The 10,208-nt window shown below is 68.9% G+C and carries 13 protein-coding genes; 8 read left to right on the plus strand and 5 right to left on the minus strand.

Annotated features, from left to right (window positions below; all coding sequences use genetic code 11):
* Positions 1–3: 3 nt before the first annotated feature.
* Both KEG38_RS52165 and KEG38_RS52170 read left to right on the plus strand, forming a co-directional pair.
* A complete protein-coding gene (locus KEG38_RS52165) occupies positions 4–459 on the plus strand; it encodes a hypothetical protein (RefSeq protein ID WP_272428424.1) in 456 nt (151 codons plus the stop codon).
* Entirely contained in the window at positions 456–1,496 is a 1,041-nt protein-coding gene (locus tag KEG38_RS52170) for an RNA ligase family protein (protein ID WP_272428425.1), read from the plus strand. Before KEG38_RS52165 ends, KEG38_RS52170 begins: the two co-directional genes overlap by 4 nt.
* Here KEG38_RS52170 and KEG38_RS52175 read toward each other — a convergent pair.
* Together KEG38_RS52175 and KEG38_RS52180 are read right to left on the minus strand one after the other, a co-directional pair.
* Positions 1,484–2,188, minus strand: coding sequence for an ankyrin repeat domain-containing protein (locus tag KEG38_RS52175; RefSeq protein ID WP_272428426.1), 705 nt, complete (start codon positions 2,186–2,188; stop codon positions 1,484–1,486). The genes KEG38_RS52170 and KEG38_RS52175 overlap by 13 nt on opposite strands.
* Positions 2,185–3,450 carry a PAAR domain-containing protein gene (locus KEG38_RS52180; RefSeq protein WP_272428427.1) on the minus strand — a complete coding sequence of 422 codons (1,266 nt, stop codon included), beginning with the start codon at positions 3,448–3,450 and terminating at the stop codon, positions 2,185–2,187. Before KEG38_RS52180 ends, KEG38_RS52175 begins: the two co-directional genes overlap by 4 nt.
* A gap of 141 nt (positions 3,451–3,591) precedes the next feature.
* On the opposite strand from KEG38_RS52180, the gene KEG38_RS52185 reads away from it, so the two are divergent.
* Positions 3,592–4,128 carry a rhodanese-like domain-containing protein gene (locus KEG38_RS52185; protein WP_272428428.1) on the plus strand — a complete coding sequence of 179 codons (537 nt, stop codon included), beginning with the start codon at positions 3,592–3,594 and terminating at the stop codon, positions 4,126–4,128.
* The gene (locus KEG38_RS52190) at positions 4,125–4,565 is read left to right on the plus strand and encodes a MauE/DoxX family redox-associated membrane protein (protein WP_272428429.1); all 441 of its coding nucleotides are present in this window, start codon (positions 4,125–4,127) and stop codon (positions 4,563–4,565) included. Before KEG38_RS52185 ends, KEG38_RS52190 begins: the two co-directional genes overlap by 4 nt.
* A 367-nt stretch (positions 4,566–4,932) precedes the next feature.
* On the opposite strand, the gene KEG38_RS52195 is transcribed toward KEG38_RS52190, so the two are convergent.
* Positions 4,933–5,634: a hypothetical protein gene (locus KEG38_RS52195; RefSeq protein WP_272428430.1), complete on the minus strand. Its 702-nt coding sequence runs from the start codon at positions 5,632–5,634 to the stop codon at positions 4,933–4,935.
* Between the two features lie 44 nt (positions 5,635–5,678).
* On the minus strand, positions 5,679–7,103 hold the full coding sequence (locus KEG38_RS52200) for a M20 family metallopeptidase (RefSeq protein WP_272428431.1): 1,425 nt from the start codon (positions 7,101–7,103) through the stop codon (positions 5,679–5,681).
* Between the two features lie 349 nt (positions 7,104–7,452).
* Here KEG38_RS52200 and KEG38_RS52205 point away from each other — a divergent pair, with 349 nt between their 5' ends.
* Both KEG38_RS52205 and KEG38_RS56310 read left to right on the plus strand, forming a co-directional pair.
* Entirely contained in the window at positions 7,453–7,782 is a 330-nt protein-coding gene (locus KEG38_RS52205; protein WP_272428432.1) for a four helix bundle protein, read from the plus strand.
* Positions 7,783–7,882: 100 nt separating this feature from the next.
* On the plus strand, positions 7,883–8,002 hold the full coding sequence (locus tag KEG38_RS56310) for an MYXO-CTERM sorting domain-containing protein (RefSeq protein WP_372518249.1): 120 nt from the start codon (positions 7,883–7,885) through the stop codon (positions 8,000–8,002).
* On the opposite strand, the gene KEG38_RS52210 is transcribed toward KEG38_RS56310, so the two are convergent.
* Positions 8,003–8,632 carry a glutathione S-transferase family protein gene (locus KEG38_RS52210; protein ID WP_272428433.1) on the minus strand — a complete coding sequence of 210 codons (630 nt, stop codon included), beginning with the start codon at positions 8,630–8,632 and terminating at the stop codon, positions 8,003–8,005. It abuts the gene before it with no gap.
* 212 nt (positions 8,633–8,844) lie between these two features.
* On the opposite strand from KEG38_RS52210, the gene KEG38_RS52215 reads away from it, so the two are divergent.
* Together KEG38_RS52215 and KEG38_RS52220 are read left to right on the plus strand one after the other, a co-directional pair.
* Entirely contained in the window at positions 8,845–9,201 is a 357-nt protein-coding gene (locus KEG38_RS52215; RefSeq protein ID WP_272428434.1) for a four helix bundle protein, read from the plus strand.
* A 302-nt stretch (positions 9,202–9,503) separates the two neighbouring features.
* The gene (locus KEG38_RS52220) at positions 9,504–10,001 is read left to right on the plus strand and encodes an RNA polymerase sigma factor (protein WP_272428435.1); all 498 of its coding nucleotides are present in this window, start codon (positions 9,504–9,506) and stop codon (positions 9,999–10,001) included.
* Positions 10,002–10,208: the final 207 nt, after the last annotated feature.

A 10,208-nucleotide genomic window follows, 5' to 3' on the forward strand; every position in this document is an offset into this window, starting at 1 on the left:
GCCATGCCCATTCCTTCGCGCCCGCTCCTCCTCGTCCTCGCCGCCTCCCTCTTCGCCTGCGCGGGCCAGACGCCTCCGCCGAATCCGGCCGAGGCGCCCCGCGCCGCGATCGCGCCTGCCAAGGGGTACGACGCCCGCGGGCAGTCCAAGGCCTGCGAGCCTCCGCCCGCCGATTGCCCTACCGTCTCGCCCGACCGCGACCTCGCCGATCGCTGCTCGCTCGGCGGCTTCCGCATGATCCAGTGTGGCTGCGAGATGCTTTGCGCCGGCGATCCGGGCAGCGGCGGCGCGAAGCAACACTACGACGCCGAGGGCCACGGCAAGGCCTGCGCCCCCGCGAAGGATGATTGCACGCCCGAGCCGGCGAGCGCCGCCTTCCAGGACGCCTGCGCCGAGAAGGGGCACAAGCTCGAGGTCTGCGGCTGTGAATGGCTCTGCTCGGGGAACCCGAAGTTATGACGTTCTCCCCGTACGAAAAGATCGCCGAGAGCCTCGCGGCCGCACTCGGCGACGACGAAGCAGCCCACCGCGCGGCGAGTCGCGCCGAGTGGATCGTCACCGAGAAGATCCACGGCGCGAACTTCTGCTTCGTCACGGAGGGCAGGGAAGTGCGGTGCGCCAAGCGAAAGGGATGGCTCGCGGAGGACGAAGACTTTTTTGGTCATCGCGGCGTGCTGAGCCGATTCGCGGGTGGCGTGCGTGACGTGCTCGGGCGGGCGGCGGCGCGCGAGCCGAAGGCCACGCTCGTCTTCGTGTATGGCGAGCTCTTCGGCGGCGGATACCCGCACCCCGACGTCCCGCCCGCGACCGGCGTGCAGCCGGTGCAGACCGGCTGCTGGTATGCCCCGGGGATCGAGTTCTGCGCGTTCGACGTGGGGTTCGTCCGGGAAGGTGTCTCCGAGCGCGTGTACCTCGATCAGGACGAGGCCCGCGAGGCGTGCGAGGACGCCGGCATTCCCTTCGCGCGGCCGCTCTTTCGTGGCCGCTACGAGGACGCGCTCGCTTATCCGCTGGGCTTCGAGACCACCATCCCCGCGCGCCTCGGCCTGCCTTCGCTCGGACCCTCGAACAAGGCCGAAGGCGTGGTCCTGAAGCCCGCCCGCGCGCTCGTCGTGCCAAGGCGCGCCGGCGTGGTGCGTCCCGTCGTGAAACGCAAGATCCCCGAGTTTTCCGAGGACGAGCGTTTTCACGAAGCGGAAAAATGGTCCGGCCCGCGCGCGCCTTCGGCCTCGCCCCTCGATTGGCTCGTGCACGAGGCCTCGTCCCTGGTGAACGAGAATCGCCTGAACGCCGCCGTCTCCAAGGTCGGACCGACGCGACCCGGGGACACGGCGCGGCTCGGCGAGGTGCTCGCGCTCGTCCGCGAGGATCTCGAAACCGAGCTGCGCGCGCGCCACGGCGAAGCCCTGCGCGCCCTCTCGCCAGCCGAAACCCGCGCGCTCGCCGCCCACCTCGACAGCGAAGCGCGCGCCCTCGTCGAGCTCTACCTCGGCTGATCGACCGGAATCCCGAGCCGCTCGGCGACCTTGCGCCGCCACCCCTCGAGCGGCGAATCCGCCGCCGGGATCGGCTTCTCCGCGAGCTTTCGCACGGACAACCCGACCTGATCCTTCGCGTCCGGATCCGCGCCGCGATCGAGCAGCTTGTGCACCTCGTCGTATCGATTGAGATACGCGAGCCGCAGCGCGGGCGTCTGCTCCATCTTGTTTTTCACGTCCACGGGGACGCCACGATCGAACAAGATCCCCAGGTTTTGCCATTGCCCGAAGTTCAGGGCCTGGTGGGCGAGGGGAACGGCCTTCTGGTTTTCGAGGTTCGGGTTTCCGCCGTTGTCGAGCAGAAGGACGAGGAAGCGCGGATCGGGGCTCGTCGCGGCCACGAGCATCGGCGACGTGCCGATCTTCGTGAGCACGTTCGGATTCGCGCCCGCCGCGAGCAAGGCCCGCACGGCGATCTCGTTCTTCGCGACGAGCTCGTACATGAGCAGGTTCACGTCCGAAGGCACGACCTCGTCGAGATCCGCGCCTCGCGCGACGAGCGCGCGCAGCGTGGCCACGTCGCCACGCTCGGCGGCGGCCGCGGCCTCGCGCAGCCGCTCGCTCGGAAACACCTCGTTCGCGGGCGGGACGGGCGGCCTCGGGCCCAGAATCCCCTCGAGACCTGCGGCAAATTGCTCAACGTCCTTCACATCATCCCCTGAATGGTCGCGATGTCCTGGCTCTTTTGCTGCTCGATGCCGGCCTCGTGCGTGCTGTGCCGCTCGATCATCTCGCCGAACCGCTTCTTCTCCTGGTCGATCTCCGCCGCCGCCCAGTCCTTCGTGCGCCGGGCCATGCCGAACGGGTTCAGATACCCCCAGCCGCTGTCCGGGTGATCAAACGTCGGCTCCGGCGGCCACTGCCGGGCCGTGAAGCTGCCGTCCGGATTCTGGTTCACCGCGTTCAGGCCGTACCGATTGCCGATCGCGTCCGGCATCAGCCCGGAGATGGGCGAGTGCTCCTGCGCCCAGGTGAGGATGTCGCCGTCGACCTGGTACGCGTCGATGAGATCGTTCGTCCGTGAAGGATCGAGCCCGTAACGCTCGTACGTCTTGTCGTGGATGCCCGACGCGTTGAAGGTGTTCGCCGGCAGGCCCGAGGCGAGGGAGCCAGCCGACGCGAGGCCGCCGCCGAGCGAGTGTCCGGCGATGCTCGCGTTGTTGCCGTAGACCGCGGCGACCTGCCGCGAGAGCTCGACGGCCTGCGTGTACTGCGCCCCTTCGAAGCCCGTGCCCTGCGAGAGGTTGCCCCAGAGCCAGTCGTTGCCGTTCCACTGCTTCCAGGTCTCGAACTCCGTGCCGCGCATGACCAGCCTGTAGCTGCCGTCGATGTCGGAGCGGTAGAGGTCGGAGTAGAACCCGGTGCTGTCATCGTGGAAGACGGCGTTGCGCAGCTCCGGCGGGAGATCGTTCGGGCCGAGGCGCGTCCAGCCCTCGGGCGCGCCGCTCGTCCTGTAGACGTCGTTCACGAGGCGCGCGTCCTCGACCGAGCGGTTGTTCCGCGCGAGCCGCTCGGCCGCGTTCGAGAGGCGATCCTTCTCGGGGCCGTTCGGCATCGAAGCCGCGCGCTGCCGGGCCTGGTCGATGAGGCGCAAGCGCTCCATGAGGCGCATGCGTTTGTCCGCCGCGGTCATCTTGCCGATGATGACCGTGGGACAACCCTCGTCGATGAGCCCGCCGTGGAGCGTGCCATCGCCGAAGCGCGCCGCCATCTTGCCTTCGAGCAGCACCGTGGGCTCGCCGATGCCGATGATGTCGGGCGGCGAGCCCGTGCACTCGAGCTGGTCGGTCACACGAGCCGCAGGCTCGCCGCCGACGAGGATGGTCGGTGCGCAAGCAGGCAAGATGTCCTTGCCGACATGCTGCAAACAGAGGTGATGATCGCCTTTGCGCGCTGCGATGGGATCGCTCATCCGGGTCCTCGGGGTCGATCGAGCGCGGCCATGATCACCCGGGAAGCGAGGAGATGGGAAGCGCGAAATGGAGGCAACCCGCACCCACGCGCTGCGGCATACCTCGCCTCCTCGCCGCTTCCGCGCTAGCTTCGCAGGAGGATGTCGTCCGGGCTCGATCGACCCCTCGTCCTGCGCTCGGCAGCGCTGCTCCTCGGAGGCGCCGTGCTCGGCCTCGGCATCAACGCAGCACGGCCCGCAGGCGTCGCCCTCGTCGGCTTCGAGCCGCCCACGGCATGCACCACCACCGCAGCCGAAGAGGCGCCCGTGATCGAGATGACGCCACGCGAGGCCTCGACCCTGTGCGGCCAGCCGGGCACGCTCTTCGCCGACACGCGCACGGCCGAGCGTTTCGCAGCCGGGCACGTGGCCGACGCGATCCACCTGCCATGCGACGCAACCGCGAGCGGCGCCGAGGTAGCGATGAAGGAGCTCGGCCACGCGCAGACGATCGTGGTGTACGGCGAGTCGACGGAGGAGGCCTACGAGGTGGCCGAGACGCTGCGCCGTCGCGGGCTGAAGATGGACGTGCGTGTCCTGCGCGGCGGCTTTTCCGCCTGGGAGCAGGAGGGCCTCGCGTGCGCCTCGGGTCCGTGTCCCGGCTGCGCCCTCACCCACAAGCAGGAGCCGAGCCCGTGAAGACCGCACTTCTTTGGCTCTTGCGCCTCGGTCTCGGCGGGATGTTCCTCGCAGCCGGCGCGCTCAAGTTTTACGACCCGACCTCGTTCGCGCTGGAGATCCACAACTACCAGCTCCTGCCGGATCTCGCTCCGCTACTCGCGGCCACGCTGCCAACCGTGGAGATCGTCCTCGGCCTCGCCCTGCTCGCAGCCCCAAGGCCATGGATGCGCGCCAGCGCGTTCGCCTCCACGCTGGTGCTCGGGGTCTTCACGGTGGCCGTGGCCTCCGTGGTCGCACGCGGCGTGAACATCACGTGCGGCTGCTTCGGCGAGGGATCAGGGCCCGTGACGATGTTGACGGTGCTACGCGACGTGGTGCTGGTCGCAGCGGGGGTGCTGCTGTTCTGGCTGGCGAAAGAGCCGCCGCGCCCCGCGCGTGCGCGTTCCACGGCGTAGCGCCGGGGTTTCACCCCGGACCCCGACCAGGGGTTGTCCACCCCTGGACCCGGACCAGCGCAAGCGCTGGACCCGGGGTCGATGAACTGCGCGATGCGCAGTTCATCGAACAGGCCAGGTCAAGACCCGCGACGAGCCTGCCAGCCAAGACAGCAGCGCTGACGTCTCGACCCATGACGCCGACGGCGTGAAACGACCCTTCGCGGTCTTGTCACGGGCCTGTGGGAAGAACTGCGCATCGCGCAGTTCTTCCCCCTGAGGTCCAGGGCTTGCCCTGGTTCGGGTCGAGGGGCGAACAGCCCCCGCGGGGTCCGGGGCAGCGCCCCGGCGCGACGCTCGCTTGTCAAGCGCCATCGGCGCCCGCCCATCATTCGGCCGGCAAAAAGCCAATCGTGTTCCGGCCTGCTTCGTCCTTCCCGATGGCGTCGACGTACCGCTTCCAGTCGGCTTCGCCGGGGCGGATGATTTGGCTTCCGTCGTCTCGCGGATACGGATCGAACACGAAGAGCCCACGCGCGTCGCGACCGACGAGGATCCAGTGGTCGCCCTCGTCGCCGAATATCGAGATCTTGGCGGGCCAGCATTCGCCTTTGCGGCCGAGCGTCCGCGCGAGGTCGTCGTCGTTCGGCCGGTGCGGCGCCGAAAAGCCCGCGCGTTGCATCAGGTGGAGCAGCTTGCGGTACTCCATTCCGCCGTCCATCCCGCGGTAACGCCGGTAGAGCAGGAGCGCGTAATCGGCGAGCGCGCCGTACGTCGCGTCGGGGCCTCCGCTTGCGATGGCTTGCGCGAGCCGCGTCAGCTCGACGCGCTTCTCGTCATCGAGCTCGTCTGCGATCCGCTCGGCGAGATCGACGAGCCCCGTGTAGCCCGAGGTCGCGAGCATGGCGCCCACGAGCGAGACTGCGCCGCATGCGTGCGCGCTTGCCGAGGGGCTCGTTCCGTTCAGTTGCGTGAGCTTGTCGAGCGCCTCCATCGGATCGCGTGGGAGCCGCTCCTCGTCCGCGACGACGGGCCAGTCGACGTGGTGGATGCCGGGGGAAAACTGGTGCGAGCCAGAGGACGGGGGCATGACACGAGGATACTACGACCCGCGTGTGCCGTGCCCCGATCTCTTTACGCGCTGCGCGTGAAATGATCCGCGATGACGCTGGCGACACACGCCGTCAGCTTCTTGCCGCAACGGATGTGCAAGAACTCGTTTGGGCCGTGGGCGTTCGACTGCGGACCGAGGACACCTGTGATGAGGTACTGCGCCTCGGGGAACTTCTCGCCGAGCATCGCCATGAACGGGATGGTCCCGCCCTCGCCGAACGCCATCGCGGGCTGGCCGAAGAACGCCTGGCTCGCGCGCTGCATCGCCTCGTCGAGCCATGGCGCGAGCGGCGGTGCGTCCCAGCCTTCCGAGGGTTCGGAGAGCGTGAACGTCACGTCGGCGCCGTACGGCGGATCCGCTTCCAGGGCGCGCTTCAGCGCATCGGCCGCGCGCCGCGGGTGCACGCGGGGCGGGATCCGCATCGAGAGTTTTACCTTCGTGAAGGGGCGGAGGACGTTGCCCGCGTTCGCGATCGGCGGGATCCCGTCCGCGCCCGTCACGCTGAGTGCGGGGCGCCAGGTGCGGTTCAAGAGGAGCTCCTTGTTGTCCTGCGCCATCGGCCGCGCCCCCGCGGCCCACGGCATCTCCGCGTAGACCGCGTCGCCGAGCACCGCCGCCGCGGCCTCGGCCTGGGCGATCCGCTGCTCGGGGATCACCGCGAAGAGCTCGTCCACGAGGATTCGGCCGGTGCGATCGTCCTCGATGCGCGAGAGGAGCTGGCGGAGGATGCGGAAGCTCGACGCTGCGACGCCGCTCGCCGATCCGGAGTGCACGCCCTCGCGCAGGATGCGGACCTCGAGCGTGCCTTGCACGAGGCCGCGGAGCGAGGTGGTGGTCCAGAGCTGATCGTAGTTGCCGCAGCCGGAGTCGAGGCAAACGACCAGGCTCGGCTTGCCGATGCGGGGGGCGAGCGCGTCGATGTACGCCGGCAGGTCGAAGCTCCCGCTTTCCTCGGCCGCTTCGATCAGGACGACGCAACGCGCGTGCGGGATGCCTTGCTCGGCGAGCAAGCGGAGGGCCGCGATGGAGGCGAAGGCCGAGTACCCGTCGTCCGCGCCGCCGCGACCGTAGAGCTTGTCGCCCTCGCGCACGGGGTCCCAGGGGCCTTTGCCCTCGGCCCAGCCGGTCATCTCGGGCTGCTTGTCGAGGTGGCCGTAGAGCAGGACGGTGTCGTCGCTCTTGCCGGGGACCTCCATGAGGATGACCGGCGTCCGGCCTTCGAGGCGCACGACCTCGACCTTGAGGCCGGGGACGGGCTGGGCCCGGCACCACTGCTCGATGAGGGCGACGGCGCGCTCCATGTGCCCGTTCTCGCGCCAGTTGCGATCGAACGAGGGGGACTTGTTGGGGATGCGGATGTACTCCGTGAGGGCGGGGAGGATCTCCTGCTCCCAGACGCGCTCGGAGAAGGCTTCGGCGTGCGACTTGTCGAGCTTGGTGGTCATGCGGGTCGTTCCTTCGGGCGGGAACTTAGCGCCGAACGTGTACAAAGGTGAAGCGGGGAGCGGGAGCGGCAAGCGGGAGCGGGAGCGGGAGCGGGAGCGGGAGCGGGAGCGGGAGCGGGAGCGGGAGCGGGAGCGGGAGCGGGAGCGGGATGCAGAGGATCCCGCTCGGGGACTTTGATCGTACCGTCGTGCTCGCGCTCTTCAAGGCCAAGCCGTGCTCACCGTGCTCGCAGCACTACGTGCTGCTCCGCGCGGCTCCGCGCGGTGCTGCGCAGCCTTGAAGAGCGCTCCGCGCGACGGTGTGGGACGTGGGTCCCGGCGATTGGGTCGTCGGGCGGAGGGTTTCGTCATGCTGAGGATCTACGAAGTCGTTTTGACCATGGCTGGGGACGCGGCGGGTATCGCGGAGCAGATCGAACGGAGAGATTCGGATCTCGCTCGGCAACTGCGAAGGGCCATGCATAGCGTCGCCCTCAATGTCGCCGAGGGGGCAGGGAACACGGCCGGGCATAAACGCCAGCGCTATCAAACGGCCCTCGGATCCGCTCGGGAGGTGCTGGCCTGCATCCAGGTCGCCCAGGCCATGCGCTACATCGGCAGCGTCCATCCGAAGGTCCTCGATCGCATGGACCACGTCATCGCCACCCTGGGACGCCTCGTCTACCGCCGCACCTCGTAACACCAGCCGCCCTCGCCCCTCTCCCGCGACGGGAGAGGGGCGAGGGGGTGAGGGACTTTCAGCGCAGGATCACGGCTCCCATTCCAACACACCTCGCACCATTCCCGGTGGATCGTCGGCGGCCGACGACGGCGGTGGCTGCGGCTGTCGTGCGCCGACGCGCAGCGCCGCAGCCCCGCTCGTGTTGCTCGTGCTCGCGGCGCGACGACGCCGGCGATGATCAGCCGGGCGGTTGGATGCCGTGCTCTTTCATCACGGCGACGTTGCGCGCCTCGGCGCGCTGCGACGCCGGGCGGGCCGACAGCCGCTCCGCATATGCCATGAACGCGGGCCGCTTCTCCAGCAGGCCGAAGCGCAGCATGTAGCGCACGGTGCCGCCGAAGATCGTGTCGGCCATCGAGAAGCGGTCGCCGAGGAGGAACTGGCGATCGCCGATCGCCGCCTCGATCGCGGAGAGCATCTCCTCGGGCGTGCCCCACCCCGCCGAGCCCGGCTTGTACTGCCAGCCCGCCATCTTCGCCATCGAGCCCGGCTCGATCACCGACGGAGCGAACAGCGACCACCGCAGGTACGTCGCGCGCGCGGGATCGTCGACCTTCGGCGCGAGCGTGCCGTAGCCGTAGCGATCGCCGAGGTACAGGCCGATCGCCGCCGCCTCGGTGACGACCGCCTCGCCGTCGACGAGCACCGGCAGCTTGCCCATCGGGTTGAGCGCGACGATCTCGGGGGCCTTCTGCTCCCCCGCCTGCATGTCGACCCAGCGGAGCTCGTAGTCGACGCCGACCTCCTCGAGCATCCACAGGATTCCGGCCGCGCGCGAGAACGGGTGGTGATAGAGCGTGATGGACATCGTTCCTCCTCGTTTTTCGAACCGCGGTGTATCACTGCCGGACGGCGACGAACAGGTCGGCGTGGCCCCTCGGCTCGGCCGCATACCAGAGCACGTCGAGATCCGGCGCGAGCCACGGGTCGTACTCGTCGCCGGTGCCGTTCACGCCGTCGACGGGACGCGGCAGCAGGGCTCACGACCACGGAGCTCGCGGTCCGCCCTGAGGCTTCACCATGATCCTCCCCGCGCACCCGCAGGCGCACACATGCCCCTTCGCGTTCTCCGCCTCCGCCCACGCCTCCGCCACACCCGCGGGCGTCCTCCGCGCCGGCAACTTCACCGTTCTTTCCAGGATCAGCGCCGGCATCGCCGTTTGGCGTAAGATCAACATCGCCGAGGGGGCAGGGAACACGGCCGGGCATAAACGGCAGCGCTATCAAACCGCCCTCGGCTCCGCTCGGGAGGTGCTGGCCTGCATCCAGGTCGCCCAGGCCATGCGCTACACCGGCAGCGTCAATCCAAAGGTCCTCGATCGCATGGACCACGTCATCGCCACCCTGGGACGCCTCGTCTACCACCGCGCCTCATAACACCAGCCGCCCTCGCCCCTCTCCCGGGACGGGAGAGGGGTTGGGGGTGAGGGACTTTCAGCGCAGGATCACGGCTCCCATTCCAACACACCTCGCACCATTCCCGGTGGATCGTGGGTTCTCCGGCGACGAACCTATCTCCCTTTTTGAAGTTGAGTTTCGCCCTCATCTGTGGGACAAAACAAGCGACGCCAGCCGGCGCTTGCAACACCGACCGGCGTCTGACCCGCAAACCCCAACGGCAGTGGAGTTCACGAGCTGTGATCAATCTAGAGGTCTGTCCTGAGTCCGCCAAGAAACCGGTGACCTTTGCCTCCCCGGAGGCCACCTTCGCGTGGTTTTACCGCGAGTTCCGGGGCTTCGTCCGCTCCGTCCTGCTCAAGCATGGCCGCGTGGAGGAGCGGGAGGTTGACGACCTCGTGCAGGATGTCTTCCTCGTCGCCTGGCGACGGCGCGACGGGCTCTTGTGGGGTGAGCAAGCGCGGGCTTGGCTCTACACGATCGCGATCTATCGCGCGGCGAACCATCGCAAGCTCGCGCGGAATCGCTGGGAAGCCCTCACGGACGAACCCCCCGAGCCTCCGGTCCATCCGCGGACGACGCAGGCCATGGACGCGACCCGCCTCCTCTGGAAGGCCAACCAGAAGCTCGGCAAAAAGCTCGCCCCCGTGCTTTGGGCTTACGAAATCGAAGGCCGCTCGATGCCGGAGATCGCCCGCGCGCTCGGGATCCACCTGAAGACCGCCTACGCCCGCCTGATGCTCGCCCGGAGCCGCCTCGCGCTCTGCGCTCCCCGCTGACGGCTCCGCCCCGAAGGTCATCGGCTCGATGTCGATGCCGACACGCGGACCTTCCCGAGCCTTCCGGCTGGGGGTCGATATCGGCTTGCCGACCTCGCAGAGGTCTCCGGCTGGGGATTGATGTCGGCTTGCCGACCTCGCAGAGGTCTCCGGCTGGGGATTGATGTCGGCTTGCCGACCTCGGAGAGGTCTCCGGCTGGGGATTGA

It is taken from the genome of Polyangium jinanense (assembly GCF_028435265.1).
Taxonomy (GTDB): Bacteria; Myxococcota_A; Polyangia; order Polyangiales; family Polyangiaceae; genus Polyangium; species Polyangium jinanense.

What these genes read in the sequence shown, in the direction of transcription:
- KEG38_RS52200 (WP_272428431.1), bottom strand. Translation starts at nt 7,103, where the DNA reads ATGACCACCAAGCTCGACAAGTCGCACGCCGAAGCCTTCTCCGAGCGC.
- KEG38_RS52170 (WP_272428425.1), top strand. Translation starts at nt 456, where the DNA reads ATGACGTTCTCCCCGTACGAAAAGATCGCCGAGAGCCTCGCGGCCGCA.
- KEG38_RS52215 (WP_272428434.1), top strand. Translation starts at nt 8,845, where the DNA reads ATGATCCTCCCCGCGCACCCGCAGGCGCACACATGCCCCTTCGCGTTC.
- KEG38_RS52180 (WP_272428427.1), bottom strand. Translation starts at nt 3,450, where the DNA reads ATGAGCGATCCCATCGCAGCGCGCAAAGGCGATCATCACCTCTGTTTG.
- KEG38_RS52185 (WP_272428428.1), top strand. Translation starts at nt 3,592, where the DNA reads ATGTCGTCCGGGCTCGATCGACCCCTCGTCCTGCGCTCGGCAGCGCTG.
- KEG38_RS52210 (WP_272428433.1), bottom strand. Translation starts at nt 8,632, where the DNA reads ATGTCCATCACGCTCTATCACCACCCGTTCTCGCGCGCGGCCGGAATC.
- KEG38_RS52205 (WP_272428432.1), top strand. Translation starts at nt 7,453, where the DNA reads ATGCTGAGGATCTACGAAGTCGTTTTGACCATGGCTGGGGACGCGGCG.
- KEG38_RS52195 (WP_272428430.1), bottom strand. Translation starts at nt 5,634, where the DNA reads ATGCCCCCGTCCTCTGGCTCGCACCAGTTTTCCCCCGGCATCCACCAC.
- KEG38_RS52165 (WP_272428424.1), top strand. Translation starts at nt 4, where the DNA reads ATGCCCATTCCTTCGCGCCCGCTCCTCCTCGTCCTCGCCGCCTCCCTC.